37 protein-coding genes are annotated in these 23,826 nt (G+C 67.6%); 31 read left to right on the top strand and 6 right to left on the bottom strand.

From position 1 onward, the window contains the following. Nucleotides 1-228 precede the first annotated feature (228 nt). The 6 genes from IF64_RS27315 to IF64_RS0122575 all read right to left on the bottom strand — a co-directional run bounded on the left by IF64_RS27315 (nucleotide 229) and on the right by IF64_RS0122575 (nucleotide 5,486). The gene (locus IF64_RS27315; RefSeq protein ID WP_145600904.1) at nucleotides 229-1,584 is read right to left on the bottom strand and encodes a hypothetical protein; all 1,356 of its coding nucleotides are present in this window, start codon (nucleotides 1,582-1,584) and stop codon (nucleotides 229-231) included. A gap of 317 nt (nucleotides 1,585-1,901) precedes the next feature. Beyond that, a complete protein-coding gene (locus IF64_RS0122590; protein WP_030534183.1) occupies nucleotides 1,902-2,102 on the bottom strand; it encodes a type II toxin-antitoxin system prevent-host-death family antitoxin in 201 nt (66 codons plus the stop codon). 92 nt (nucleotides 2,103-2,194) lie between these two features. Further along, on the bottom strand, nucleotides 2,195-2,983 hold the full coding sequence (locus IF64_RS0122585) for a GntR family transcriptional regulator (RefSeq protein ID WP_030534182.1): 789 nt from the start codon (nucleotides 2,981-2,983) through the stop codon (nucleotides 2,195-2,197). Beyond that, nucleotides 2,983-3,762 (bottom strand): dihydropteroate synthase, encoded by a 780-nt coding sequence (gene folP / locus IF64_RS0122580; protein WP_051758093.1) that lies wholly within the window; start codon nucleotides 3,760-3,762, stop codon nucleotides 2,983-2,985. The genes IF64_RS0122585 and folP overlap by 1 nt, the downstream gene beginning before the upstream one ends. A 159-nt stretch (nucleotides 3,763-3,921) precedes the next feature. Next, a complete protein-coding gene (locus tag IF64_RS26770; protein WP_084706044.1) occupies nucleotides 3,922-4,695 on the bottom strand; it encodes a glycosyltransferase in 774 nt (257 codons plus the stop codon). Continuing rightward, nucleotides 4,692-5,486, bottom strand: a complete 795-nt coding sequence (locus tag IF64_RS0122575; RefSeq protein WP_030534180.1) for a GntR family transcriptional regulator — start codon at nucleotides 5,484-5,486, stop codon at nucleotides 4,692-4,694. Before IF64_RS0122575 ends, IF64_RS26770 begins: the two co-directional genes overlap by 4 nt. 440 nt (nucleotides 5,487-5,926) lie before the next feature. Between IF64_RS0122575 and IF64_RS0122570 the strand changes: the two genes are divergently transcribed. The 31 genes from IF64_RS0122570 to IF64_RS25665 all read left to right on the top strand — a co-directional run. Continuing rightward, nucleotides 5,927-6,172, top strand: coding sequence for a hypothetical protein (locus IF64_RS0122570; RefSeq protein WP_030534179.1), 246 nt, complete (start codon nucleotides 5,927-5,929; stop codon nucleotides 6,170-6,172). After that, nucleotides 6,169-6,420, top strand: a complete 252-nt coding sequence (locus IF64_RS0122565; RefSeq protein ID WP_030534178.1) for a WhiB family transcriptional regulator — start codon at nucleotides 6,169-6,171, stop codon at nucleotides 6,418-6,420. Before IF64_RS0122570 ends, IF64_RS0122565 begins: the two co-directional genes overlap by 4 nt. Before the next feature lie 156 nt (nucleotides 6,421-6,576). Further along, entirely contained in the window at nucleotides 6,577-6,924 is a 348-nt protein-coding gene (locus IF64_RS0122560) for a hypothetical protein (RefSeq protein WP_145600900.1), read from the top strand. Beyond that, nucleotides 6,917-7,129, top strand: coding sequence for a hypothetical protein (locus tag IF64_RS0122555; protein WP_030534176.1), 213 nt, complete (start codon nucleotides 6,917-6,919; stop codon nucleotides 7,127-7,129). Before IF64_RS0122560 ends, IF64_RS0122555 begins: the two co-directional genes overlap by 8 nt. After that, nucleotides 7,126-7,392, top strand: a complete 267-nt coding sequence (locus IF64_RS0122550) for a hypothetical protein (protein WP_030534175.1) — start codon at nucleotides 7,126-7,128, stop codon at nucleotides 7,390-7,392. Before IF64_RS0122555 ends, IF64_RS0122550 begins: the two co-directional genes overlap by 4 nt. Nucleotides 7,393-7,549: 157 nt before the next feature. After that, the gene (locus IF64_RS0122545) at nucleotides 7,550-7,897 is read left to right on the top strand and encodes a hypothetical protein (RefSeq protein WP_030534174.1); all 348 of its coding nucleotides are present in this window, start codon (nucleotides 7,550-7,552) and stop codon (nucleotides 7,895-7,897) included. Beyond that, on the top strand, nucleotides 7,894-8,133 hold the full coding sequence (locus IF64_RS0122540) for a hypothetical protein (RefSeq protein WP_030534173.1): 240 nt from the start codon (nucleotides 7,894-7,896) through the stop codon (nucleotides 8,131-8,133). Before IF64_RS0122545 ends, IF64_RS0122540 begins: the two co-directional genes overlap by 4 nt. Further along, nucleotides 8,130-8,288, top strand: a complete 159-nt coding sequence (locus IF64_RS27310; RefSeq protein ID WP_157575532.1) for a hypothetical protein — start codon at nucleotides 8,130-8,132, stop codon at nucleotides 8,286-8,288. Before IF64_RS0122540 ends, IF64_RS27310 begins: the two co-directional genes overlap by 4 nt. Nucleotides 8,289-8,418: 130 nt before the next feature. Then, entirely contained in the window at nucleotides 8,419-9,480 is a 1,062-nt protein-coding gene (locus IF64_RS0122530; RefSeq protein ID WP_030534172.1) for a DUF2637 domain-containing protein, read from the top strand. A 205-nt stretch (nucleotides 9,481-9,685) separates the two neighbouring features. Further along, the gene (locus IF64_RS0122525) at nucleotides 9,686-10,051 is read left to right on the top strand and encodes a hypothetical protein (protein ID WP_030534171.1); all 366 of its coding nucleotides are present in this window, start codon (nucleotides 9,686-9,688) and stop codon (nucleotides 10,049-10,051) included. Next, a complete protein-coding gene (locus tag IF64_RS0122520) occupies nucleotides 10,038-10,586 on the top strand; it encodes a hypothetical protein (protein ID WP_030534170.1) in 549 nt (182 codons plus the stop codon). Before IF64_RS0122525 ends, IF64_RS0122520 begins: the two co-directional genes overlap by 14 nt. Before the next feature lie 14 nt (nucleotides 10,587-10,600). Further along, nucleotides 10,601-11,095: a hypothetical protein gene (locus IF64_RS0122515; protein WP_030534169.1), complete on the top strand. Its 495-nt coding sequence runs from the start codon at nucleotides 10,601-10,603 to the stop codon at nucleotides 11,093-11,095. Nucleotides 11,096-11,114: 19 nt separating this feature from the next. Continuing rightward, the gene (locus IF64_RS0122510; protein WP_030534168.1) at nucleotides 11,115-12,473 is read left to right on the top strand and encodes a hypothetical protein; all 1,359 of its coding nucleotides are present in this window, start codon (nucleotides 11,115-11,117) and stop codon (nucleotides 12,471-12,473) included. Between the two features lie 105 nt (nucleotides 12,474-12,578). Further along, entirely contained in the window at nucleotides 12,579-15,008 is a 2,430-nt protein-coding gene (locus IF64_RS0122505) for a MarR family transcriptional regulator (protein ID WP_030534167.1), read from the top strand. Continuing rightward, nucleotides 15,005-15,193, top strand: coding sequence for a hypothetical protein (locus tag IF64_RS0122500; RefSeq protein ID WP_030534166.1), 189 nt, complete (start codon nucleotides 15,005-15,007; stop codon nucleotides 15,191-15,193). Before IF64_RS0122505 ends, IF64_RS0122500 begins: the two co-directional genes overlap by 4 nt. Before the next feature lie 226 nt (nucleotides 15,194-15,419). Beyond that, entirely contained in the window at nucleotides 15,420-16,190 is a 771-nt protein-coding gene (locus IF64_RS0122495; RefSeq protein ID WP_030534165.1) for a metal-dependent hydrolase, read from the top strand. Next, complete coding sequence (locus IF64_RS0122490) at nucleotides 16,187-16,432, top strand: hypothetical protein (protein WP_030534164.1); 246 nt, start codon at nucleotides 16,187-16,189, stop codon at nucleotides 16,430-16,432. The genes IF64_RS0122495 and IF64_RS0122490 overlap by 4 nt, the downstream gene beginning before the upstream one ends. Continuing rightward, entirely contained in the window at nucleotides 16,422-16,649 is a 228-nt protein-coding gene (locus IF64_RS0122485) for a hypothetical protein (RefSeq protein WP_030534163.1), read from the top strand. The genes IF64_RS0122490 and IF64_RS0122485 overlap by 11 nt, the downstream gene beginning before the upstream one ends. Before the next feature lie 17 nt (nucleotides 16,650-16,666). Then, complete coding sequence (locus IF64_RS0122480) at nucleotides 16,667-17,194, top strand: hypothetical protein (protein WP_030534162.1); 528 nt, start codon at nucleotides 16,667-16,669, stop codon at nucleotides 17,192-17,194. Continuing rightward, the gene (locus tag IF64_RS0122475; protein WP_030534161.1) at nucleotides 17,188-17,616 is read left to right on the top strand and encodes a hypothetical protein; all 429 of its coding nucleotides are present in this window, start codon (nucleotides 17,188-17,190) and stop codon (nucleotides 17,614-17,616) included. Before IF64_RS0122480 ends, IF64_RS0122475 begins: the two co-directional genes overlap by 7 nt. Nucleotides 17,617-17,621: 5 nt before the next feature. Next, complete coding sequence (locus IF64_RS0122470; RefSeq protein WP_030534160.1) at nucleotides 17,622-18,083, top strand: NUDIX domain-containing protein; 462 nt, start codon at nucleotides 17,622-17,624, stop codon at nucleotides 18,081-18,083. Then, nucleotides 18,080-18,289 carry a hypothetical protein gene (locus IF64_RS0122465; protein ID WP_030534159.1) on the top strand — a complete coding sequence of 70 codons (210 nt, stop codon included), beginning with the start codon at nucleotides 18,080-18,082 and terminating at the stop codon, nucleotides 18,287-18,289. Before IF64_RS0122470 ends, IF64_RS0122465 begins: the two co-directional genes overlap by 4 nt. Beyond that, a complete protein-coding gene (locus tag IF64_RS0122460) occupies nucleotides 18,286-18,930 on the top strand; it encodes a GmrSD restriction endonuclease domain-containing protein (RefSeq protein WP_051758081.1) in 645 nt (214 codons plus the stop codon). Before IF64_RS0122465 ends, IF64_RS0122460 begins: the two co-directional genes overlap by 4 nt. 8 nt (nucleotides 18,931-18,938) lie before the next feature. Further along, a complete protein-coding gene (locus IF64_RS0122455; RefSeq protein WP_030534157.1) occupies nucleotides 18,939-19,226 on the top strand; it encodes a hypothetical protein in 288 nt (95 codons plus the stop codon). Continuing rightward, nucleotides 19,223-19,858 (top strand): RNA polymerase sigma factor, encoded by a 636-nt coding sequence (locus tag IF64_RS0122450; RefSeq protein WP_030534156.1) that lies wholly within the window; start codon nucleotides 19,223-19,225, stop codon nucleotides 19,856-19,858. Before IF64_RS0122455 ends, IF64_RS0122450 begins: the two co-directional genes overlap by 4 nt. Nucleotides 19,859-20,020: 162 nt before the next feature. After that, on the top strand, nucleotides 20,021-20,632 hold the full coding sequence (locus tag IF64_RS0122445) for a hypothetical protein (protein ID WP_145600916.1): 612 nt from the start codon (nucleotides 20,021-20,023) through the stop codon (nucleotides 20,630-20,632). A 106-nt stretch (nucleotides 20,633-20,738) separates the two neighbouring features. Beyond that, nucleotides 20,739-21,107, top strand: coding sequence for a hypothetical protein (locus IF64_RS0122440; protein WP_030534154.1), 369 nt, complete (start codon nucleotides 20,739-20,741; stop codon nucleotides 21,105-21,107). 102 nt (nucleotides 21,108-21,209) lie between these two features. After that, entirely contained in the window at nucleotides 21,210-21,617 is a 408-nt protein-coding gene (gene tnpA / locus IF64_RS0122435) for an IS200/IS605 family transposase (protein WP_030534153.1), read from the top strand. 2 nt (nucleotides 21,618-21,619) lie between these two features. Further along, the gene (locus IF64_RS0122430) at nucleotides 21,620-22,834 is read left to right on the top strand and encodes an RNA-guided endonuclease InsQ/TnpB family protein (protein WP_030534152.1); all 1,215 of its coding nucleotides are present in this window, start codon (nucleotides 21,620-21,622) and stop codon (nucleotides 22,832-22,834) included. Between the two features lie 56 nt (nucleotides 22,835-22,890). Then, entirely contained in the window at nucleotides 22,891-23,097 is a 207-nt protein-coding gene (locus tag IF64_RS0122425) for a hypothetical protein (RefSeq protein ID WP_145600914.1), read from the top strand. A 237-nt stretch (nucleotides 23,098-23,334) separates the two neighbouring features. Next, nucleotides 23,335-23,826 (top strand): recombinase family protein (locus IF64_RS25665; protein ID WP_036877607.1); only part of this gene is annotated, 492 nt, incomplete at its 3' end.

Here is a 23,826-nt window from a genome sequence, read left to right as displayed (position 1 = left end):
GGCGCACCTTTCGTGTTCACCGCCCGGCCGGGGATGCCGCCCCGGCCGGGCTCTTGTCTCGGGGGAGTGGCCACGCCGGGCGCCGCTACTGCGGCCCGATCGTGACCACAAGATCGAAATTTGGCCCTGATTCGCCCTGTGCCGCCACAACCGCCCCAGCCCGGGGAATCACACGCATGTAACTCTCAGAGGACGACAGCGAGCAACTGAGCGGCATTTCGGGGTGATCTAGGCCGCGTGCCAGACCGCCGGACCACCGACGCACACGCACGGAACCCGGTTGCCGTCGGCATCACGCACCATGCGACCGCGCTCATCCCGGCGGAAACGCCCCTTCGTCGAGCCCCCTGCGGCGGTGCCGCACTCCTCGCACTCGGGCAACGACTCGGCCGCGTCTGCGCTGCTCACCGGGCCCGAACCCGACTCAGCCACCTCGACCGATGCCGACGGCTGGGCCAGCACCACCCGACTCACCCGAGCACGCCAACTCGCCAGCTGACCAGCAGCGAACGCCCCAGCCACGTAGGCCACCGGCTTGTGCTTGGCCTCGTCCAAAGCAGCAGCAACCACCTGCCGAGCCTGCGCGACCGTCACCGACCCATCCCGCAGCCGTTCCGCGATCCGCCCAGTCATCTGGTCCACATCCAGCTGCGAGGCAGAGACCTCCGACCCCAAGCGGGTAGCAACGCGCTCCCACGGAGCCGATTCAACGATCTCCGCCGCCGCCACATCGTGCTCGTCCTTGCCCGTGGCGGGCGGCTCCGCCGCACCGCCCGGCACGGGCTCAGTCTGATCTCCTCTCCTCTCCTCGGAGAGGAGATCAGACTCAGATCGACGCGCGCGCACGCGTAGCTCGGGGGTGTGGGCGTGACCTGCGAAAACATCACCACATCCCCTACAGGGGATGTGGCCACACCCTTCACAGGGGGTGTGGGCGTGACCTGCGGTTTCTTGGCGCGTACCCCCCACTGAGGGTGTGGGTATGACCCCCGCACCCTCAGTGGGGGGTGTGGGCGTGACCCGCGGAAACGCTGAGACGCGGGTGAATGACTGGCGCGGGATCGACAGTGCCCGCTTTGAACTTCCTGACCGCTGTCGGGCGCTCTCGCGGTCACGAAGGAACAGCTCGTACGCCTCGGTGGTGTTCCGAGGTCCGGCATACGACTCCGGCGGATTCGGGCGGATGCCGTAGGTATCGGGCAGCTTCCGACCAGTCCGGGAGTCATGCCGGTGTGTCCGGTTGCCGTTGCGGTCGGTGCCGCCGCTGTAAATCACCAGAAAGTCGATGTCGACCAGTTCCCGGAGAGCTCGAGCGATCTTGTCGTAGCGGCTGACTCCGACGACCCACGCGAGGTACTCGCGATCCAACGTGGGAGCCATGTCGCCGTGCACACGGTTCGCGCCGTCCACGAGCTCGGCTGCCAGTTCCCGTGCGAGCGGGGAGATTCCGGACAGCTGTACCCAGCGGGGCACCGTTACCCAGCCGGGCGATTCGAGGTAGGCAGCTTCGATGCGATGGGGGAAGTCGCCGCCAGCCTTAGTCGGGGTGTCGTTGCTGGCGTCGGCGTTGGACAGGTTGCTCAACTAAGGGCTCCAGTGATCGGAGCCGCGCCCGCACCACGTGATCGTGGTCATGACAACGCATGTACTGCGATGCCTCGTCATGTATCATCGAATTAGGAGCTGCGGGCGCAGCTACTGGCTTAGAAGACCCCTCGCTGGACCGGCCAAAGTTCAGGCGGGGGGTTTTCTGCTGTCTGGGGTCGTTTTGCGGCGTTGCTCTCTGTCCCTGCACCGGCCCGGCCACGATTTCGCCAGTCGGCGCGTGCGGAGTTGGCCTCCACGTCCGGCCACATCCCGCCAGACGACGTGCGAGCACCACCGCGATGCCTGTGACTAAATCATGCCGGCACCGCCTCGGACTGCGCCTCAATCTCGGCGAGACGTTCAGCTGCCGCGACGAGCTCTTCGTACTGGTCCATCGGTACGGCCGCGATGACAGGCTTTCCGCGGAACGTCAGCGTGACCGACTCGCCGTCCTTGATCTTCTTCCGGAGTAGGCCGGTGTTGTCGTCGAGGTCTGTCAGCGTCATCTCGGTCATGGCGCTCTCCTGGTGGTCACAGTGCTGCGATGTGGTCTCAACCTAGCATGAAACCGCGATTTCGCGTGCTTCGGTTCTGGCGTGTCGCCCGCTCAGGTGTTGCGTGGGGTGTGGAAGTTGAGGACGGTGCGGTCGGCCGGGTACTGGGCGTCGGTCACCTCGACCACGCGGCCTTCGGTGTCGATCGAGGTGCGGCGGCACCAGATCATCGGCACACCGTCGGGTAGTTGCCAACGTTCGACGTCGACCGTCGAGGGCATGGCGGCGGTGACGTCGTCGATGACCTCGATGACCTCGATGCCGACTGTGTAGAGCTGGTGCAGCGTTCCGCCGGGCCAGGCCGCGTTCGCGGGGTCTGCGATGGCCGGGTTCGACTCGATGAGCTTCATCGGGATCCACGAGATCGACCACGCTTCGAGCCGCTCGGTCCGCGGGTCGGAGTGCTCGTAGATGCGCTGTAGCAGCTCGTCGGCGGGGTCGATGCCGAACGCTTCGGCGAGCTTCTCGCCCGCGGGCACCGTTTGGTAGTCAGCGGTGAGTTCGAGGGTGTCCTGGGCGAGGCCGCGCCGACTGCGCACGTCCTCGGGCTCGAGGACGATGTCCTTCTCCTCCTGGTGCCGCTTCGATGTGCGGACCACTTGCCGGGGCGGGATGCGCACACTCGGCGCCTTGCCCCTGCCGCCGGTGATGAGCCCTTGCTTCTTGAGCAGGTCGATCGCGGTGCGGGCGCTGGTGATGGAACACGACCACTGCTCGGCCAACTGGTGCAGGGTCGGCAGTGCGTCGCCCGGTTGCAGCTGGCCAGACTCGATCTGGATGCGCAGATCGTCGGCGATCCGCACCGCGATCGGGCTTCGAGCTGGGGTCTTCTGAGGTTCCATCACGAGTAGATGCGGGAGACAGTGGTCAGGGTGGTGTGAGTCATCGCTACGTCATGCACGCGGAACACTGCGGCGCCAGCCATCGCCGCGATGGCGATCGCCGCGAGGGTGCCCTCGGTGCGGTTGTCCACGTCGGTACCGAGCGACTCGCCGATGAAGTCTTTGTTGGATAGCGCCATGAGAACAGGCCAACCGGTAGCCACCAGTCGGTCGGTACTGCGCAGCAGCTCGAGTGAATGCCAAGTGTTCTTGCCGAAGTCGTGGGTGGGGTCAATCAGCACACCGCGTGGTGGGACGCCGTGATTCACTGCGCGTTCGGCGGCCGTGGTGACCTCTGTGATTACGTCCTGGACAACGTCGCTGTAGCGGGGTCTGTGGGGGTCGGTTCGTGGAGCAAGTCCGCCGGTGTGGGAGCAGACGTATCCGGCGCCGAACTCGCCAGCTACACGGACCAGCTCTGGGTCTGCGCCTGCCCAGGTGTCGTTGAGAAGGTCGGCGCCGGCTTCGCACGCCACCTGTCCGACCTCGTGGCGCCACGTGTCGACGCTGATGATGAGGTCGGGGTACTGCTGGCGTGCCCATTCCACGGTGGGGATGACCCGATCGATCTCCTCGTCGGTGCTGACGTAGTCACCGGCCTCGCCAGCTTTGACGCCGCCGATGTCGATGATGTCGGCGCCGTCGTGGATTCGTTGATCGATAGCGCGTTTGGCGTGATCGAGCTGGAAGGTGGCGCCACGGTCGTAGAAGGAGTCGGGGGTGCGGTTAATGATCCCCATGATCAGCGCCCGGTCGCGGGCGATCCGGCGTCCGCGGAACTCGAGTTCGAACCTCACGTTCCTGATCCTGCCTCATCGGTAGATGCACTGGCGGCTCACATAGGTGTGGGGCCGCCCCGCAACGGGACGGCCCCACACCTGAGTCGGGTCGGATTGTAGTCAGGCAGGCATGGTCAGTGGCTCAGCAAGTAGAGACGGTGACCAGCTCCAACCTGCTCGCCGGAACGCCTGAATTCGCGTTAACAGCGTTGCTCGCCGGTCCTCGACTTCGTCTGTGTCGCGGAATGTCTGCTCTGCGGTGCTCTGCCCCGGCCATTTGCGGTAGCGGAGGCTGGTCGTGCCGACCATCCATCCGCGCGACACCGCTTCCAGGGCCAGTAGCAGAGCGACGTCCTCGGACGCTGGAAGAGCCGGCCATCCACCGAGGAGCCGAACCAGCTCGGTGTACGCGGTAACGGTGCCACCAACGACGGGGAGTTGGTTGTTGCGATAACCCTCGGCAGCCGTACCGGGCGCAAGAGGCCCCGCCGGGGGGTCGCAGGGGCCGCTGGTCTCGGTTCCATCAGGGTGCAGATCCACTGCCGGTGACACGCACCAACTGATGTCGGGGTTGTCGATCAGTGTGGTGATGTCGCGGTACAGGGCTCCCGGGGTGAGCTCGTCGTCGGCGTCAAGGGTCCGCGTGAGAACGCCCCGAGCTCGTGCCAGTCCCAGGGTGCGGGCCATGGCGGCCCGACCAGCACGTCCGGCCCCAGCACGGATACGCCGATCATCGGGAAGGGCCGAGAGCACACCGGTGTCGCCGTCCTCCTGCACGATCCACTCCCATTCCCAACCTGCGGGGAGGGTTTGAGCGAGCAGAGACTCGTACGCCTGCGGGAGGTAGTGGTGTCGGCCGGCTACGACGGGCGTGATGATCGAAATGAGGTTCACTCGGTCCATCCCGGGAGGTCGGTGCGGTAAATCAGGGTGGTGTTCTCGGCGGACAAGGGGATGTAGGTGACTTCGACGGGGACGTCGTCGCCGGTAAAGCTGATCTTCTCGATCTGGAGAACCGGAACACCGGGGGGAATGTCTTGCTCGGTTTGAGTCTCAGGAGAGGGCATCACTGCGGTGACACGGTCCTCGATGTAGGCCACCTCGATGCCGACGGTGTATAGCTGGTGCATCGTGCCGCCAGGCCACGGCTCGTGGCCAGCGTCGAACAGCTCTGGATTGTCAGAGATCAGGTTCACGGGTAGGTAGCTCGTCGAGGGGCGCAGTCCGCCGGTGGCGTGATAGCGGCGCGAGTAGCGCCGCCGCAGTACCGAGCTGCCCTCATCGACCCTCAGCGCGGCGGCGACCTGTTCGTCGGCTGCGACCACGTCGTAGTGCGCCGAGTCCTCGTCGAGGTCGTCGACGCTGACATCGGTATCTGCCTCGGCCGATCCGAAACAGCGGCGCTCCTCGAGTGGCGCGCGCACCAACTTCTTCTCCTGCGCGTAGCGCGTGTTGCTGCGCACCGTGCGCGGAGGAGGCGTTCGCACGTGAATACCTGCGCTGGTGGTCCCGGCCAGCAGCCCTTCTGCCTTGAGCAGGCCGATCGCCTTCGAAACGGTGTTCTTGCCAGCGCCGTACTGCGCCACGAGCTCGGCGTTCGAGCCGAGCCTCTGACCTGGTACCAGGTCTCCTCGCTTGATGGCCTCACGCAGGTGGTGGGCCACATCTGCGGCGGTTGTTGTCATCGCGACCTCCTCCCTCTCAACTTATCCCGGGATAAGGCTTGACGTCACCCCGGGGGTTCATGCAGACTCCTCAGCAGAACTTATCCCGGGATAAAAGACCAATGGATTTATATCGCGGGATTAGTGCAGAGGGTTTGCAGCTTGAGAACTTCAGAGGACCAGCGAGGGGTGCACCCCGACCAGCGTGAGTCCCGCGACGACCCGGTTCAGCAATGGACTGGCGAGCGACCGCGACGACCCGGACCAGCAAGTGCAGGTTCGGCGAGCGACGGCGTGGCATAGGACGCCGATGGTCGGAGATCAAAACCGGAGGCTGGTCCCAGATCCCCGCACATCTGTCTGGCGTGCGGCGGTCGTCGCTCAACAGTCCTGCGTACGCCGGGGGTTGAGCGACGGGCCGCGACACCCCAGCCACACACATCGCCTGGATTGGAGATCACATGTCCGTGAACACGATCGACCGTTTTGCTGCTGACCTGCCCGGCCTCGAGCCCACCGACGCCGACCTCGCCGCGCTCGAGCACGACTCGTGGGACGAGACCCAACAGCTGATCGAGGCGCTGCTCGCCGAGCAAGCCACCGCCAATGAGCTTCGTGAACGTCGCGCTCTGCTGGCGCCGGTGCTCCAGCTACCCACCACGCCGGCCGAGCCGCACGACCTCGACCAGATGGGAGTCGCCGCATGATGCCCGCCGACTGGCACGTGTCCGCCGCCTGCCGAGGCAGCGCCGAAGCCGACCTGTTCTTTGCCCCGCAGACCCCACTCAACGTTGCCCGTGCTCTCGAGATCTGCCACGGCTGCCCGGTCCAGACCGACTGTGCCGACGAGGCCCTGACCGGGCGCATCGAGCACGGAATCTGGGGCGGGTTGACCGAGGACGACCGCGCCGCCATTTGGCGCCAGGAGCTCTGGGAGGCCGCCCAGACCCGGTGATCGGCACCGGGGGAGCGCACCGGCACATGCGCCCGCAGAACACGCCGGTGCGTTTCCCAGGCCGCCGAACCCGGTGACCAGAAAGAGAACGAGGCCCCCGCCCTCTCGACTGCCAGTCAGGGCGGGGGCCTCACGCACGGGGATTGGAGACCCGCTATGACCAGTCTAGTTGACCCGATCGTCGGCCAGCCCGACGGAACGCAGCCGCTCGATCCTTTCGAGCCAGTGGACGAGATGCCGCACCTGTGGCACGTGCACCAGATGCTGAACGACATCGCGAACCACGCGGTGCATCTGGACCACGACACCGATCAGGCCACCATTCATGGCCTGCCCGCCACCGCCCAGCAGGACAAGGCGATCACGGACCTGATCGAGTCCGGCTACGCCGAACGCCTCCCGCACTCCGGCGACATGGCCCTGACGATGCTCGGCATCACCATCGCGCACCAGTGGCGCCGCCTGGCGATCTACACGACCAAGACCGGTGAGCGCTGTGCGTGAGCTCGACGTCGACCTCGAGCAGGCCCGCCGCGGCGACCCGCTCGTGGCGATGCTCGCCCTGATCGGCGTGGCCGTCATTGCCGCCGCAGGCGGACTGATCACCGCGACCGCTCTTGCCTCATCCGTACCCGCCGTGGCCGGCCTGGTCCTCGCCGCATCGGCGGGATGGGCCGCCAGCTCCATCGACCACCAGGAGGACCAGTGAGCAGCCTCGACACAGCCACCCTCGATCCCGACCCCGTCGACGACGTGGACCACGAGGACGGTCTCGAGCCGCGGGAGATCGCCGACTGGAACACCGGACGCGCCGCGCCCGTGGTGATCCTGATGATCCTCGCCACCGTCGCCGCGGTTGTCGCCGTCCTGGCCAGCCCGGTTCCGGTCGTCCTCGGTTCCGGGCTGATCGCGCTCGTCGCTGCCAGCGTCGCCGTCCGCACTGCCCTGCGGGCGGAAACGCCGGCGGCGTGAGCACCTCTGAATCTCGGCGCCAGCGCCGGGGCAGCCACCGGACCCCGTGTTGTCCAGACCCCGTTGGGGCCCGGTGGTTGCCCAGGTCCGGCTGGACCGCGCCCCGCATCCGAACCTGGCGCGCCAACCGCAAGAACAAGGACGAGGAGGGGAACCGATGATTACCGGCTACCGCGACATGATCAACCAGGTGCGCCGGCCGTCCGACCTGCGCGAGGTACACGCCCGCCTGATCGGAGACGCCACCGTCGTCGACGACCGCGCCGACTTCCTGGAACGTGCCGAGCAGCTGTCCCGGCTGCACGAAATTTGGGTCGAGTCGCTGCACCTCATGACCGCCGCCGTGCAGGGGGAAAATCTCCGCGACACGGCTCGTCGGATCGCGATTCTCGTGACGTCCAGCGCCCAGCCGTTGGATGCCGAGATGTTCGAGGCACACCTCGACAACCTCGTGATGTGCCTCGACGCGCCGGAGAGGTCGCCGGAAGCGGTGGCGGCGGCATGACGGGCACCGAGATTCGCGAATTGGCCGTGTGGCGGCAGGTGGCGCTCGTGATCGTCACCGTCCTCGCCGCAGGAGCCACCGGCGCCGGCTTGGCGTTCACCGTCGCTACCGCCGATATCCGCCCGGCGCTGTACGCGGCAGTGGCGGTCACGTTGATGCTCATCGTCGGCCTGCACCTGGCCGAACCCGCCGGGGACGTCGAGGACAGCGAGATCGACGACGAGGTGCGGCTGTGAAAGGTAAAAAGCTGCTGATCATCGCCGTTGTCGGGCTGGTGTTGTTCCTGATCATCGGATCGCCGGAACGAGCCGCCGGCATCGTCCGCGATGGATTCGGCCTCCTCGGAGACGCGGCGCAGAACATCGTCGAGTTCGCCGCGAACATCTTTTGACCGCCCCGATCTGGCGCCCCTGCGTGCCGGGTTGCGCACGGCCACGCCAGCCCCCTGCTGGCGTTCCCCCGGTGGCCGTGTGCAGCCCAGTCCGCCGGGACTACCGAACACAGACGAAGGAGAGACCACCGTGACCGACCCGATCCCGCCCGCCCGCCAGACCTCGAGCGGACTCTGGATCCCCGGCGGCAGCAACGCGACCCCTGACGACATCCGCGAGCTGATGCACCGCGAGTACGACCCCATGAGCGACACAGCGCCGTTCGATGCGGTCGACCGGTCGGATGCCACCACACCAGACACCCCGGCCTCCGAAGACGCCCCGGCCTCCGAGCCTGAACCGGCGAAGCCAGAGAAGGCCGAGGAGGAGCCCGGGCCGGAGCAGGACAGCGGGACGAGGAAACGGGAGCCGATCGTCAGGCCGGCAGTTGCCCGGTGGATCGATGCCCGCACCGAAGCCAAGACGACCAAGCGCCCCAAGACGCCGAAGAAGACCAAGCCCACGGAGGAGATCACCCAGCGCCAGGTGATCACGGTGTGCGTCATGGCCGCCGCCGTCTCCCTCGGCGCGTTCGTGTTGTCGTTCGACATGATGGCGATCGCCGCCGAGCACTACGGCTGGACCGGCTGGCTCGCGAAGTTGTTCCCGGTCGTGATCGACGCGGGCGCGGTCGCGGGCGTGGTCATGGCCGGACTCACGTCGAATCCGGTGTTTCGCCGCAACGGCTGGGCCTTGGGCGCGCTGACGTTGGCGGCGTCGTTGGTGTTCAACGTGACCGGTCACGAGATCACGGGGCAGACGATGGCCGGCATCCCCGAGTCCTACGCCTGGACGTCGACGGCGGCCGCGCTGCTGGTCCCGTGTCTGTTGGCGGTGTTCGTGCACTCGGCGGCCTCGGCGCTGCACCAGTGGACCGCGCAGGAACGCGCCGCCCAGCAGACCGCGGCGAAACCCGCGCCCACCACTGCGGAGGTCACCGTCCCGACGCGTTCCGCTGCGCCTGCGAGGCAGGCGAAGTCGAAGCAGACGGCCAAGGCTGTGTCGTCGGAGGAAGCGCTCGCCATCGGCCGTGAGGCGGGAGCGAGGACGCCGGCGCAGCTGCGCGACGCGATCCTCGCGCAGGGCAAGACCCCGCCGTCCCGGCCGCACCTGAGCAAGCTGCTCAACCAGCGCGCCGACTGGCTCAACTGACCCCGTGCCCTGGCTGGTGACCCCCAGACCCGGCCAGGGCACGGACTTCACCGTCACCACCACGTCCGGTGTGAGCACAGCTCATCCCCCGACACAGGACCGCGTGGTGACCCCAGAAGGCCCCGCCCGACCCCTTGATCCCCCGTCGGGCGGGGCCTTCGCCCTCATGCCTGAACTTCTCCTCGATCACGACAGGAGCACACCGATGGCCGGTCACCGGCGAACCGTGCCCGCACCGGGCGCGCGCACCACCAAACCCGGCGTCTTGCGACGCAATCGCACCCACCTGCCTGCCGGGGAAACCGACCAGCGCGAGCGTGACCGCGCCATCTCCGCCGGCAAGTCCACCGCCCACGCCCGCGTGCAGCAGCGCCGCGGGGACCTGGCCGGGCAGATCGATGCGGCTCGCGAATACCTGCGCTCAGCTCTGGGCCGCTACGAGCCCGAGCAACACGTGGTCGACGAACTCGTGCAGCACATGATCCGCACCGCTGACCAGATCATCCGCACCGGCACCCGCCGGAGCGCGGCCAACAAGAAGAGGAAGGGAGGCGGCCGTGCCGCTGCCTGAACACATCGAACCAGCTGCGGCCACGGCCGCCGCTGAACCGGACGAACGACCCACCCACCTGCAAGCCGTTCCGGACGTGCCGGCCGAGACGCCAGGGGAAACGACCACGGAAATCCCCGTCGTCGTCGACACGCCCGCTGACGAACCCGACGCCGATCTCGACGACGTCGTCGAACACGACGATGCCGACGGCGAGTCCGAACCGTCCCGCTACCGGCAGGTCGTCGCCGGGGTTCGGTTCGACATGCCGCTGTTCACCGAACGGCCCTACTCCGCCAGCGAGGTCTACCGCCGAGCCCAGCAGGGCGCGCAGATCGCCGAATCCGGCCCGCTGCGCATCGGCGCCCAGATCTACGGGGCGCTGGCCATGGTCGGCGTGTACGGCCTCAACGCCTGCCAGTGGGTCATCTCCACCCCGACCCGCGCCGTCGTCGCCGCGCTCCTGACAGCGGCGTTGCTGGCCGTGCCGGTCCTGCAGCCCATCGCCCACATCGCCACGTGGATCCCCGCGCAGATCCACACCATCACCGAATAGAAAGGAACCCGACCATGGGGATCGATTTCCTCCTCTGGCCCGCGGGGATCGCGCTGTTAGCCCTGCGAGCTCTCCTCAACCAGAGCCAACTCCTGTCGCGCTTGTCGAAGGGCAAGTTCGACTGGCTCGCGTTCATTCAGTTCGTGCTGCTGCTGTTCGGCGTGTGGGTGTTGTTCACCGCACCGCTGCCCTGGTTCCCCGAAGGCTGGCAGTCCATCGCGCAGATCGTCGGGTCGGTGCTGCTTTGGGTTGGCACGGGGGTTGCGTCAGTGTTCGGCGCCAGCGCCGGGGCCGCGGAGATCACGTTCAGCATCGCGTTCGGCATCCTGCTCGCCGCCGCCGTGATCGACCTGCTGGACCTCAACCCGGAAAAGCGCGCGAAGACGCTGGTGTTCGCCGCTCCGCCGTTGGCATGGGCCTCGGTCGGATGGATCGCGACGATGTTCACCGGCGCTGTCCAGTGGGTTGCTCTGGCCGGACCTACCGCTCTGATCAACGCCGTCACCTAACAGAAAAGGAGTACCCGCTATGGATCCCGGAACGATCGCGTTCCTGATCGTCCTCGGCTCCGGCCTGCTCGGTGGTGTCGTCGGCGGGGCCGCCAAGGACGTCGCCCACATCGCCAAAGGCCGGGAAGGGCCGCTGCCGTCGCAGGAAGCGGCTGAACGGCGCAGCAAGGCGGCCCGCCGTGCTGCCGGAGCGGTCACCGGCCGCACGAAGGGCAAGAACGGCAAGCCTAAGGACGGCTACCTGCGCCGGTTGCTGGGCAACGCGGCAGAGAAGCGGCGAGCCAAGAACGCCGGTAAGCGCAAGGCCGATCGTGAGTGGCTTGAGGCGCATCGCGACGAGTTCAGCGATGCCGGCTACCGCGCCGAGCAGGCCAAGCTCGAAAAGAAAGCCGGTCGGCGGGCCAGGCGGGAGCGCGCCCTGACCGCGTTCCGCGACGCCGAGAAAGGCAGTCGCCTCAAGGCCGTCCTCGCCGCCCGCAAAACCGACGAAGGAAAGACCGACAAGGAGGTGGTCGACGAACAGGACAAGACCGACGCTGAACCAGCGAAGGTGCTGCCGTTCCGGCAGCGCGAGACCAACAAGGACGCCCCCGACGCCAACGGCGGTGACGACGCCATCGCCGACGAAGCCGCCGAGCAGAACAAGGACGGCGACGAACCCGAACGCATGCGCCTCGATGCCATGCCCGACGCCGTGCTCGCCGCACTCGCTCGCCGCGACGGCGACGAGCGCCAGGCCGCGGCGAAGGCGATCCTCGCCGACCGCGTCGCCCGTGGTGTGTCCGTGACCGCTGAGCCGGACGAGCACTGGCAGGTCCATGACGACGGACAGATCGAACGCACCTGGGTTCGCGGAAACGACAACACCAGCGACAACTCCGACGCCGGAACTTCCGACGTCGGCAGCACCATCCCCACCAAGGAGGACCAGACCATGACCGCAGCCAACTCGACGACCGGAGCCACCGGCGAGATCACCACCCTCGCGGACGCGCAGCACTTCGCACGCCAGGGCAAGACCGCCACGGACCGCATGATCGCGACCGCGGACGCGCAGCGCGCCGAAGTCGAGCGCACCTGCGAGGAACTGCGCAGCCAGCTCTCCCGCCTCGAGATGGCCCACTCCACGCTCGCGGGCGAAGGCATGGAACGCACCGCCGCGGCACTGGGCCAGGCCGCAGAGCAGATCCAGGCCATGCTCACCGCCACCCAGGGTGTGCGGGATCGCTGGTCGGAGCTGTCGGCCACCGCTGACGGCGCTCGCTCGGCGTTCACCACGATCTCCTCGTCGCTCGATTCGCAGACCGGCATCTCCGAGCAGGTCGCCAGCCACTCCGGCGATGTCGCGAAGAACACCAGCTTCTACGCCAACGCCTGAGCTGCCGAGCAGCACTCGACCGCATCCACTCGCCTGTCGGGTGGGTGCGGTCTCTGGGCCCCTCGGCACCACCTCCCGCATCAACTCCAGAGAGGAATCCGGCCGATGACGACGGCGACTCAACCTGACGTCGTCGACGACGAGCTCGTCGACGAGAACTCGACCCGCAAGCAACGTCGCGAGGCCGACGTCCAGGCCCGCACGGAGAAGCTCCTCAAAGAGGCGACCGCCGCAGCGATGAAGCGGCAGTCCAAGGACGCGAAGGCAGCGAAGAAGCGCGGTGAGAATTTCAACCCGCTCACCGAGACGGCCATGCGCACCTCCCTGGAGAGCGAGGTCGCCAAGCGCGCCAAGCGTGAGGTGCACGCCGAGTACCGCAAGCAGTGGGCCGTCGAGCACGCCAAGGCCGCCGGACGATCGGTCAAGTCCGACGTGATCACCGCCGTGTACCGCAACCGTAAACAGCTCGCCCCGTGGGCGATGGCAGCCCCGTTCGCCGTGTGCGGCGCCCTCGGCGCCGGCTGGGGCGTCACCGTGCCCGTGGTGCCCGCGGGCGTGATGACTGCTGTGGCTGGCGGTGGCGCGTGGTGGTTGTGGACCCGCGGCGCCGGCAAGCGACTGGCCCCGGTGCGCGATCGCGTGCCTGCCCGGTTCCACCAGCGCGCCAAGCTCGGCGGTCTGCTCGGTCTGCTGTTCGTGGCACTGGCTTCGCTGATTACCTGGTCCACGCCGAACATCGGCGCCGCCTGGTTCATCCTCGTGGCCGGTACCGCGGTGCTGGCCCTGCCGTGGTGGAAGAACGTCGAACACACCATCCCGCCGAAGCCAGACGAGGACACCCGAGAGCCCGAGCCGGAGCCGGAATCCGAACCGGAGCCGGACCAGCTGGACGCGCAGCACCAGCGGATCATGGGCATCCTGACTGCGTGGGAGAACCGCGTGGCCACCTCTGTGGTTCCCGGATCGACGATCACAGCGCATGAGCAGAACGCGGCTGTCGAGTCCTATCGCATCGTCCTGGACTCCGACCGGGACATGGTCGCTGACGAGGTGTCGGGGCACATCAAGAAGATCGCGATGAAGCTCGGCGTGATGCAGGACAAGCTTTCGTTCGAACCGGACGAGGTCAACCCGGCCGTGGTGTGGATGCGCCACGTCGTGGCCACGCCGTCGTACGACTACACCGGCCCGATCGTCTACGCCAACGGCAAGATCGTGCACTCCCGGTGGGAGGTGCCCTACGCCGCGCACATCCAGATCGTGGTCGGGCACTTCGTCGACGGCACCGGCCATGCGGTCTACGACCTGGGCGGTGCTGCCGGCGTCATGTCCGGCTATGTCCTGGCAGGAACCGGCGGCGGCAAGTCCGTGCTGCTCAACGTGCTCGCCGTGGCGCTGCGGATGCTCGGCGTGTACATCATCTACGCCGACGGGCAGAACGGGTCCTCGTCGCCGATGCTCAAGCGCGCCGCCGACGAGTTCTACACCTCCAGCCCGGACGATGTAGCCACCCTGTGGGCACGTATGTCGGCGTTCCTGGACGAACGGAGCCGGGAGCTGAGCGAGGACACCGAGCTGGCCCGCCAGCTCGACGGGCAGTACCACTACGACCCGCACCGTCCACCGCTCATGGTGATCATCGACGAGTGTCACCGGATTGCCACCATGCGGTTCCCCGGCCCGATCGACGAGAACGGCAAGGAAGGGCCGCGCGAGTACGAGAAGTACGGCAACGCGCTCGGGTTCTGGGCCAGCGAGTCTCGTAAGACCGGTGGTGCGCTGGTGCTGGCAGATCAGGACATCGACCTGCACGACACCCTCGGCGGGTCGGAACGTCTGCGCTCGGCCACTAGCGGGTCGCAGAACCTGTTCACGCTGCGGTTCACCCCGAAAACCCGTGGCGGCATGTTGCCCAACGGCACCCCCAACCTGGGTGCTCTGCCCTTCGGTGGATTCGGCTACCGGCCCGGGGCCGATGATCGGCCGTCGGCGATGTACCGCGTGCCGTCGCTGGTCTACACCCCGGAAGACCCGCGCGACCCCTACGGCCCCGGTGGGCCGGACCGGGATGCGGGGCAGGACTACCCCGAGGTGTGGATGTCGCGCTACGAGCCCGCCGAGCTGGACAACCGCACCGCCGCGGCGATGGACGTCGCCTCCGTGGGCAACATCGTCGCCCCGGCGGGAGGGCAGCAGACCGAACCGCAGTTGTTCGCTGTTCCGGATGCCACGCCAATGCACCTGTTCGACGATGGCGACGAGCTTGCCGACGATGTCGAGGACACCGGCCCGACTGACGCGGACATTCAGGCCGCGCAGGTGCTCGAGCGCGAACCAGTATCCGAATCCGAGCGCGCGCTGCTCGACGCGCTCGGCTGGGACGGCAAGGAACACACCGCGTCGCTGGTCGCGGACCTGCTCGGCATCAGCCGCCAGGCCGCGACGAAACGGCTCCAGGCTGCCGCCAAGCGCGGCCTGGTCGCGAAAACCGAAAACGGCAAGTGGATCAACAGGAAGAAGGAGAACGAGGTTTGAGCAAGTCCTACGGCGTCCTCGCCAGCGAGGCCGAAGACGCCTTCCACGAGGCACAACGCGTGTTCCGCGGCGTCGACGGCAAATCCACCGAGGAGCAACGCGCACTCGCGGTGATCGCCCTCGCCACCGCAACACAGGCCCTCGTGGTCGCACAACAAGCGGAAGCCGCCGACCGGCGCCGCTGACTCCCCGCCCCCGAAGGAAGGCCCCGTCACCAACCCAGTGGTGGCGGGGCCTTCCTCATGCCCAGACGAGAACGCCGACGGCGAAACGCTCCGGGCCAGGCCCTCACTCTTCGACACCACCGCTACTGCCGGGTGCGGCGCGGACGCGCCCTTCCACAGACAACCCCGCGCCGCACCCGGTCTCCACCCACCACTCGACGAAACGAAAGGGGGAGGTGTTTCCCCGATGATGGGCAAAACCCATGCTGCCACGGGCCTGCTCGCCGGCCTGCTCGTCGCCCCGGCCGTCGGCACCGACACCCCGCAAACGCTGGTGTTCGCCGCCACCACCGCCGGCTACGCCCTACTGCCTGACCTGGACCACCCGAACGCCCGCGCCTCGCGACTGCTCGGCCCGATCACCGGCCTGCTCTCCCGCGGCCTGCGCGCTGCCTCCGCGGCGCTGTATCAGGCCACGAAAGGACCGCGCGACGAGAACGGCAGCGGCACACACCGGCACCTGTCTCACACCGTGCTGTTCGCTCTCATCTGTGGCGCGGCCACCGCCGGAGCCGCCGCCATCACCCCGTGGGCCAGCTTGGCAGTGGTCGTGTTCGGCCTGCTGCTGGCCGAGAACGCCCTCGGCGACTGGGTCCTTCCCGCCGCCATCGGCGCGGCCGTGTGGTGGCTGATAGGGCTCGCCGACCCGATGGGCGAGCTGGCCACTCTCGGACCACTCCTCGGCCTGGCCGTCGCCGTGGGGTGCATAACCCACTGCCTCGGCGACGCGCTCACCCTGTCCGGCTGCCCGTTCCTGTTCCCTCTGCCCATCGCAGGCGAGACCTGGTACGAGATCCGCCCACCGCGCTGGCTGCGGTTCCGCACCGGCTCGGCCTGGGAAACCCGGCTGATCTTTCCCGCCACGCTCGTCGGGTGCGTGGCGGCCATCCCCGGTCTGCTGCCACTGCTGCTCGAACTGACCGCCCACGGCGCCCGCCTCGCCGGAGGTCACGTGTGATCCCGCAGCTACAGCGCCTGACCCGGCCCCCGGTGGCCGGGCTCGCCCCACACGAGCGGGACTACCTCGCCTACGAAGACACCGCCATCGCCCGCGCCCTCCAAGCCCGCGCCCGCGAACTGCGCGCCGCGGCCCACCCCGGACTGGAGGTCGTGATCGCCGAACTCGACGCGATCGCCTACACCCTCGCCGCCCGCGCGCACGCCTACCGTCACCCCGAAGGACCGCCCTATGTGGACTGACCCCAACGTTCGCGCCGTCCTCCTCCTCCTACTCGCCCTCGCCGCCGCCTACCTCGCCTACGCCCTCATCTGGCCCTACACCCACTGCGGGGCGTGCGGCGGCGGCAAAAAGACCGCCCCGAACTCGAAAGGCAAGTACTGGCGCAAATGCGGCCGCTGCGGAGGCACCGGCAAAAAGATCCGCCTGCTGGCCCGCGCCCTCGGCCGCAAACCCTGAAACCGATTGGAGCCGCCATGCCCACGTCCACGCTCAAACGCGCCAGCGACGGCGGACTGTTCGCCGAGCCCGATCCCACAGGACCGTGGCCGCCGGAATTGCTTGAGACGTCTCGCGGGGAGGACAACGGCCTGCGTTGGGCCGTTGTCGACGTGGTCGACGACGCGTCACTTGCCCTGGAGCAGCTCGTGGTGGTTTTCGGACACCACCCACTCGACAACGTCCGCTCGCTGCTTGAACGCCTGGCCTGGGAGCGCGAGATCGAGGAGCCCTTCGACGAAGGGGCCCTGTTCGAGCAGTGGGGATGGGTCTACGACGTCTGCGACCTGCCCCTGTGCGCTTGCCTCGAAGGCGCGATCGACTCCGCCCGGCACGGCCACTACGAGGTGCTGGCCGAGCTGGAACCGAACGACGAGTGCGGACTGTGTCTCCAGCGAGCGGCCTTCGATCGGCCGTGGCGATTCAGTTACGCCGACGACGCCACCACCACGCCGTCCTACGCCCGCAACGCATCCCCGGTAATGGTCTGGAGGCCCTGGTGCTGACCCGCGCAACCCGTTTCGCCGCCCTTGCTGCGGTACGCCACGCCGCGCACCACCTCGGCGACTATTGGGTCCAGACCGACCACCAGGCCCAACGCAAGGGCGATCAGGGCCGCGACGGCGCGATCGCCTGCGCGGCCCACGTCGCCGGATATACCGCCACCAACCTCGCCGCTGTGGCCGCGGCGAACCGCGCATTTGACCTTGGCCTCACGGCCCGCGGCGTGCTGATGGGCGAGCTGGTTTCCGCTGTCACGCACTACGCCGCCGACCGCCGCGAGCACGGCCTCCTCCCACGCACTGCCCGACTGCTGGGCAAGGGGCCGTTCCTTGAGCGGGGAGGTGCCCCGCTGCTCGATCAAGCCTGGCACCACGTCGCGAACGCGATCGCCGCCGCTGTCACCGCCACGACTACGAAGGACTGATTCCGATGCCCACACAGGCCCTGTTTCCTGACACTGCCGACGTCGCGTTGTTCGGATACGACGCTGGCTGGCACATCCTGCTCGTCCGTCGCCGGTGGGAGCCGTACGTCGACTACTGGGCGCTGCCCGGCGGCTACATCGAGACCGGTGAGGACACCGAAACCGCGGCCCGTCGAGAACTCGCTGAGGAAACCAACGTCGCCTGCCACGAACTTCGCCCGGTCGGCCGATATGCCACGCCTGATCGGGACCCGCGCGGACTCGTCACCGTTGCGTACTGGGGCATTGTCCCGTCCGCGACCGGACCGGTCGGCGGATGTCCGCGGCCTGAGCCTGCCGACGACGCCGCCGATGCCCGCTGGTGGTCGATCAACTGGTTGCCCGCGTTGGCGTTTGACCACGGCGACATCGCCGCTGATGCCGTCCAGATGCTCTGCACCCGCCACTGGGCCAAGGGGGACGAATGAAGACCACACCCACGACAGCGCCACCGTCGTCGTCCGAGCTGCATCACCGTGCCCTCGCCGCGTTCGACGTCGCCAACTCTGCGTTCAGCGAGGCAGATCCGAGGCTGTACTCCGCCGTGGAGCGCGCTCAGCTGGCCAACGCGCTCTCCACGGCCGTGGTCGCCCTGGCCGTACTCGAGGTGCCGACAGGAGGCGAGGAGCTGTGAAGCGCATCGTCCAGTACGTCGGATACGCGATCGCCGGTGTGGTCTTGGCCGGGGGTGCCGTGTGGATCAGCGATGGTGACACCGCTGCTGCGCCGTTCTCCCAGACGAACGGGGTCGCCGACGTCGATCAGGCCCGCGACCAGCTCGCCTCCCTCGAGGTGCGTCCGGAGCACAGCACCGACGGCTACGACCGCGACGACTGGCCTCACTGGATGCCTGTCGGGGATGGTTGCGATGCCCGCGAGTGGGTGCTTCGTGAGCATGCCGAGGACATGGTGCGCACCAAAGGGGCTTGCACCATCGGCAACGGCCGGTGGACCTCGTCGTACGACGGAGAGGTCGTGACCGACCCGTCCGAACTCGATATCGACCACTTGGTCCCGCTGGCCGAGGCGCACGCCTCCGGCGGTTACGCGTGGTCTGAGGACCGCAGGGGCGAGTTCGCGAACGACGTGCGGTTCCTGGTTCCGGTGACTGCGAGCTCGAACCGGTCGAAGGGCGATGCGGATCCCGCCGAGTGGCTGCCCGACGTCGACGTGTGCACGTATCTCGTCGACTACGTCGCCGCGAAAGCCGAGTACGCGCTCACTGTGGACCGGGTCGAGCACGACGCCATCGACCGTGGTCTCGACCGCTGCTGAGGTCGGACATGCCGATTCTCGTCGCGATCGTGGTGGCGGTGCTGGTCATCGTCACCACGATCGGCGTGGCCCTGGTGCTGCACATCCACGCGGCACGTCGCCGCGCCACCGCCTATGCCGACCAGCCCGCATATCAGCCCACCAGCGTTGATTCTCGCGGCCGGTGGCGCATCAGCAGTCTCGGCGACGAGCTGATCGAGCCAGCCACCTACCGGCTGAACACCGACCCCGACGGCCCACCCGGTGACTTCCCACCGCCGCTGTATCCCGCCCCAGAAAGGAGGAAGCGGCCATGACCACACCGAAACAACCGACACACCTGCCGCGCGGCGAGGAGTGGAAACCACTGTTACTGGCCGCGCAGAGCGGACGGCCGGCGGATTTCACGGCGTTGGCTCGTCCGTTGAGCCACTGGATCGCCCGCTACGCCCGCCCGCGCAGGCACCAGATCCACCGCTGCGGCAGCACTGTCGACGACATCGTCCAGGAGGCGCTGGTGCGCCTGTGGCGCAGCCTGGACGTGCTCGAGTGGCGCAGCGAAGGACACCTGCTGGCCTGGGTACACACCCTCACCGGCCGCTGCATCGCCGACCTCATGCGCCAGCCGAAACGGTCCTGGCCCGCCACACCCGCCGGAACGGCCGAGGACCTCGACCACCTCGCACCACGGCAGGAATCCCGCCCCGACCGCGAGGCCGAGCTGCACGACACCCTGCGCCAGCTGCAACCGGCCATCGCCGCCCTGGCACCCCGCCGCCGCGAAGCACTCGTGGCGCACTACCTGCGCGACGAACCCGACGAGAGCATCGCCGCCCGCCTCGGCTCCTCGATCAGCTCGGTGCGCGTAGCCCGACATCGCGCCCTGACCAGCCTGCGCACCACCGCCACCACACCACGCACCCAGAGAGCCCGAAAAGGAGCTGCATAACGCCATATACCCCAGGTCGCTTTCGGGGGCTGCGCCACAGGTAAGCGACATGTTGCGGCCCGCGAGCACCTCGTCACCTGTCATGGCTGAGCAGGGTCGATTTCTGCGCTGTGCAGCGACGTTGTCGCGCAGCCGTCCGTCGAACCCGCCGGAACCCGCTCTGTGGCTTCAACACTGGAGCCGTTCAACACCCTCGACAGAAGGACACGTTTCATGACTGCGCCCCAAGACCCGACGCCGGAACAGCTGATCGCTGAAATGCTGGATCGACGCCACCGGCGCGCGAGTGTCAGCGACGGCGAGACGATGATGATCGATCCGGGGAAAGTTCTGGACAACATCGAGGACGCCATGCGCCGCCTCGATGTGGACATCGATACCCCGGTCAGCATCGAGGACGACGTCGTCACGCTCGCCGAGCTGACCAGTCTGATCAAGAACCTGCACATGGGCCCGTCGCTGATCACGCACGTGGTGAACACGGCCATGGCCATCCTGACTGCCCGTTACCCGGCAGAACTGGTCACTCTGCCGCTGCCGGTGGAGTTCGATCTGCGCGAACTGCACCCGATTCGTATGGGCGATCGGCCTCACCAGGTGGCCAAAGACGTGTTCAACCGGCGCATCGCCGCCGGGGTCGATCTCGACTCCGACGACATCGACGAGGTCATCGACAGTCTCGAGGTGCCGGATCGCATCCACGTGTTCGTGGCTGTGTTCTACATGTACGGCAGCAAGCTCGGCGCGTTGAAGCACCGCACCGGCATCGACTGACCCTGCCACGGCCGAGAGCTGACCGGAGTTTGTGCCCGGGGCGCGCTCGCCTCCTACAGCCCGCGCGCCCCGGGACTTTCTTGTCCCCTCACCTGAAAGGACAGTCGTGTCTACCACGGTTCTGCCGCTGACCGACTCCGCCACCGTCCACAACACCGGTGAGGCCCCGTCGGAGCCCGAACCGGTCACGGCCGAGATGCTGATGCGCCTTCCCGTGCGCGACCGGAGATTCGTCGTCGACGAGGCCACCCACCGCATCCACGACGCCACCGGGGATCCCGGACTCCAGCCCTGGGCCGCGATCACCGCAGCGCTGGAGTTCTTCGATCAGGCCGGCTGGGGCCAACCCGTGGCCCATGCCGGCGACCGCGGGGATTTCATCAGCGTCACCGACGCCTACGTCCTCGAAGCCCTCGCCCGAGGCGTGGCCATCAATCTTTCGGCGAGGGGACCCGCTGCTTTAGCTGCGGGGTGAATCGGCGCTACGTTTCGCGACCTTCCGTCGCCAACCTGCACCGAACATCCCTCGCCTCCCTCCCCTCCAAGGTTATACCTACGTTGTGTGTATAATCAGGGTGTGTCTGCGACCAGGAAAGTCCGCCGGTTCTCCGGGGGCGTGTACGACCTCGGGCTGCACGTGGTGTGGTGCCCGAAGTACCGCCGCCGAGTCCTCGGTGGCCGGGTCGCGGAACGTCTGGACGAACTGATCCGGGAGAAAGCCGACGAGCGCGGCTGGGAAATCGTGGCCCTGGAGGTAATGCCCGACCACGTGCACCTGTTCGTCAAGCATGACCCGAAGTCGTCCGCCTCATACGTGGCGAACCAGTTCAAGGGCTTCACCTCGCGCGTGCTGCGTGAAGAGTTCCCGCACCTCAAGTCACGACTCCCGACGTTGTGGTCGTCGTCGTACTTCGCCGCCACGGTCGGCTCTGTCAGTGCCGAGACCGTGCAGCGATACATCGACACCCAATGGGAACGGGTGTAGCCGTGCGCCGCTCGTACAAGTTCCTCCTCCGCCCGACCCGCAAGCAGCAGCAGGCGTTGCGGGCGATGCTGGCTGACCACTGCGACCTGTACAACGCCGCGTTGCAGGAACGCCGCGAAGCCTACGCGCACCCGTCGAAGACCAGCGTCCGCTACGGCGACCAGTCCGCACAGCTTCGCGACATCCGAACCGCAGACGCGGACGGGCAAGGCCGGTGGTCGTTCTCGTCGCAGCAGGCGACGTTGCGCCGGTTGAACAAGGCGTTCGAGGCGTTCTTCCGTCGCATCCGCAACGGAGACGAGCCCGGATACCCGAGGTTCAAAGGCAAGGGGCACTTCGACACCGTCGACTTCCCCAAGGATGGCGACGGGTGCCGGTGGAACTCCACCCCGCACGACACCCAGACCCGCGTGCGCCTGCAAGGTGTCGGGCACGTCCGCGTGCACCAGCATCGACCAGTCCAGGGGCGGGTGAAGACCGTCAGCGTCAAGCGCGAGGCGAACCGCTGGTTCGTCGTCCTGTCCTGTGACGACGTCCCGGCTGAGCCGTTTCCGGAAACCGGCCGGGCCGTCGGCATCGACATGGGGGTCGAACACTTCGCTACCACCAGCAACGGCGAACATTTCGCGAACCCCAGGCATGCCCAACGCGCTGCTGACGAACTGGCCGAAGCGCAACGCGCCCTGGACGAGTTCCCGAAGAAGGTTCGCAAGTCGGCGCGCACCAAGAAGCATCGCCAGGCCGTGCGCAGGGTCGGCAAGCTGCATGCCAAGGTCCGCCGCCAGCGGTTGGACCACCACCACAAGACCGCACTCGCGCTCGTACGCGCCCACGACGTCATCGCGCACGAAGACCTCAACATCGGCGGCATGACCGCCGCCGCGAAATCCAAGCCAGACCCGGAACAACCCGGCGCGTTCCTGCCCAACGGGGCAGCAGCGAAATCCGGGTTGAACCGGAGCATTCTCGACGCGGGTTGGGGACAGTTCCTCGGAATCCTGGCAGACAAGGCTGAAAGCGCTGGTCGCCACGTGATCCGGGTAGACGCCCGCAACACCTCCCGTACGTGCCCGGAATGCGGGCACGTTGCGAAGGAGAACCGTGTCAGCCAAGCCGAGTTCGTTTGCCAATGCTGCGGGCACGCGGCGAACGCGGACGTCAACGCGGCGATCAACATCGCAACCAGGGCCGGGCTGGTCCTCTCCGACGCTGCTTGAGCAGCACCGGAGGAAGCCCGCCGCTTTAGCGGTGGGTGGAGTCACGGCAACTGCACATGGCACTCGAGCGCGGCACCGATTGGACACGCGAGGCGCTGACGACCGTGTTCGCCGCCACCCAGGCCGCTCAACGGCCCCACAACCACGACGGGCTACTCAACCAGGCCCGTCGCCAGCTCGATGCGCACCTCGAGACAGCCGAGAAGATCCGCGCCGCCCTCGAGGTACTCGGCAACCTCAACACCACTACACAGGCCGCATGACAGCCGCATTACCGGAACGCGCCCCTCCACTCCCGGCCTTAACCGGGAGTGGAGGGGCGCGTTTTTTGTGTCTGCGAAGACCCGGCACGTCGTTCATCAAACGGTCGGTTCCCGAACGGCGCGCACCGGAGGGCGTGCGTTCGCGTGTTTGCACGTCGTGGTGTTCACAAACTCGTTCAAAAACAGTTAGGGTGTGGACCAGTTGACGAACACGTTTAACGAACGGAGGCGTGCGCGATGGCGCTCGTGGGCTACGTCCGGGTCTCCAGCAGTGGGCAGGAGACGCAGCGGCAGCGGGATGCGCTCGAGCCGATCTGCGTGCGCGTGTTCGAGGAGAAGATCTCCGGGCGCAAGCGCGCGGCCGACCGGCCGCAGCTCTCCGCCGCCGTCGACTACTTGCGGCCCGACGACATGCTCACAGTGCAAGAGGTCGACCGGCTCGGCCGAAACCTCCTCGACGGCCTGCTCGTGCTCTCGGAACTGTTCCAGCGCGGCGTGGCGGTCAAGGTCCTCGAGGGCATCGCCGCCGGCGAGCACCGCGAGCGCTCCCTCGTGCTCGACCTGGCCCTCGCCCTTGCCGAGGACCGACGCCGCGACATCAGCCGCAAAACCAAAAATGGCCTCGAGGCGGCCAAACGACAAGGGCGAACCGGCGGACGTCCGCCCGTCGTCGACGACGACAAACGCCGCGCCATCCTCGCCCGCCGAGACGAAGGACAGTCAATCCGG

Origin of the sequence: Prauserella rugosa (genome assembly GCF_000719975.1) — a bacterium.
Taxonomy (GTDB): Bacteria; Actinomycetota; Actinomycetes; order Mycobacteriales; family Pseudonocardiaceae; genus Prauserella; species Prauserella rugosa.
This window is presented reverse-complemented; position numbering and strand designations above follow the sequence as displayed.

Coding starts and splice junctions, on each gene's coding strand:
- IF64_RS0122590 (WP_030534183.1), bottom strand. CDS start 2,102: ATGACCGAGATGACGCTGACAGACCTCGACGACAACACCGGCCTACTC.
- IF64_RS0122585 (WP_030534182.1), bottom strand. CDS start 2,983: ATGGAACCTCAGAAGACCCCAGCTCGAAGCCCGATCGCGGTGCGGATC.
- folP (WP_051758093.1), bottom strand. CDS start 3,762: ATGGGGATCATTAACCGCACCCCCGACTCCTTCTACGACCGTGGCGCC.
- IF64_RS0122575 (WP_030534180.1), bottom strand. CDS start 5,486: ATGACAACAACCGCCGCAGATGTGGCCCACCACCTGCGTGAGGCCATC.
- IF64_RS0122570 (WP_030534179.1), top strand. CDS start 5,927: ATGTCCGTGAACACGATCGACCGTTTTGCTGCTGACCTGCCCGGCCTC.
- IF64_RS0122565 (WP_030534178.1), top strand. CDS start 6,169: ATGATGCCCGCCGACTGGCACGTGTCCGCCGCCTGCCGAGGCAGCGCC.
- IF64_RS0122560 (WP_145600900.1), top strand. CDS start 6,577: ATGACCAGTCTAGTTGACCCGATCGTCGGCCAGCCCGACGGAACGCAG.
- IF64_RS0122545 (WP_030534174.1), top strand. CDS start 7,550: ATGATTACCGGCTACCGCGACATGATCAACCAGGTGCGCCGGCCGTCC.
- IF64_RS0122540 (WP_030534173.1), top strand. CDS start 7,894: ATGACGGGCACCGAGATTCGCGAATTGGCCGTGTGGCGGCAGGTGGCG.
- IF64_RS0122525 (WP_030534171.1), top strand. CDS start 9,686: ATGGCCGGTCACCGGCGAACCGTGCCCGCACCGGGCGCGCGCACCACC.
- IF64_RS0122515 (WP_030534169.1), top strand. CDS start 10,601: ATGGGGATCGATTTCCTCCTCTGGCCCGCGGGGATCGCGCTGTTAGCC.
- IF64_RS0122510 (WP_030534168.1), top strand. CDS start 11,115: ATGGATCCCGGAACGATCGCGTTCCTGATCGTCCTCGGCTCCGGCCTG.
- IF64_RS0122505 (WP_030534167.1), top strand. CDS start 12,579: ATGACGACGGCGACTCAACCTGACGTCGTCGACGACGAGCTCGTCGAC.
- IF64_RS0122495 (WP_030534165.1), top strand. CDS start 15,420: ATGATGGGCAAAACCCATGCTGCCACGGGCCTGCTCGCCGGCCTGCTC.
- IF64_RS0122485 (WP_030534163.1), top strand. CDS start 16,422: ATGTGGACTGACCCCAACGTTCGCGCCGTCCTCCTCCTCCTACTCGCC.
- IF64_RS0122480 (WP_030534162.1), top strand. CDS start 16,667: ATGCCCACGTCCACGCTCAAACGCGCCAGCGACGGCGGACTGTTCGCC.
- IF64_RS0122470 (WP_030534160.1), top strand. CDS start 17,622: ATGCCCACACAGGCCCTGTTTCCTGACACTGCCGACGTCGCGTTGTTC.
- IF64_RS0122465 (WP_030534159.1), top strand. CDS start 18,080: ATGAAGACCACACCCACGACAGCGCCACCGTCGTCGTCCGAGCTGCAT.
- IF64_RS0122455 (WP_030534157.1), top strand. CDS start 18,939: ATGCCGATTCTCGTCGCGATCGTGGTGGCGGTGCTGGTCATCGTCACC.
- IF64_RS0122450 (WP_030534156.1), top strand. CDS start 19,223: ATGACCACACCGAAACAACCGACACACCTGCCGCGCGGCGAGGAGTGG.
- IF64_RS0122425 (WP_145600914.1), top strand. CDS start 22,891: ATGGCACTCGAGCGCGGCACCGATTGGACACGCGAGGCGCTGACGACC.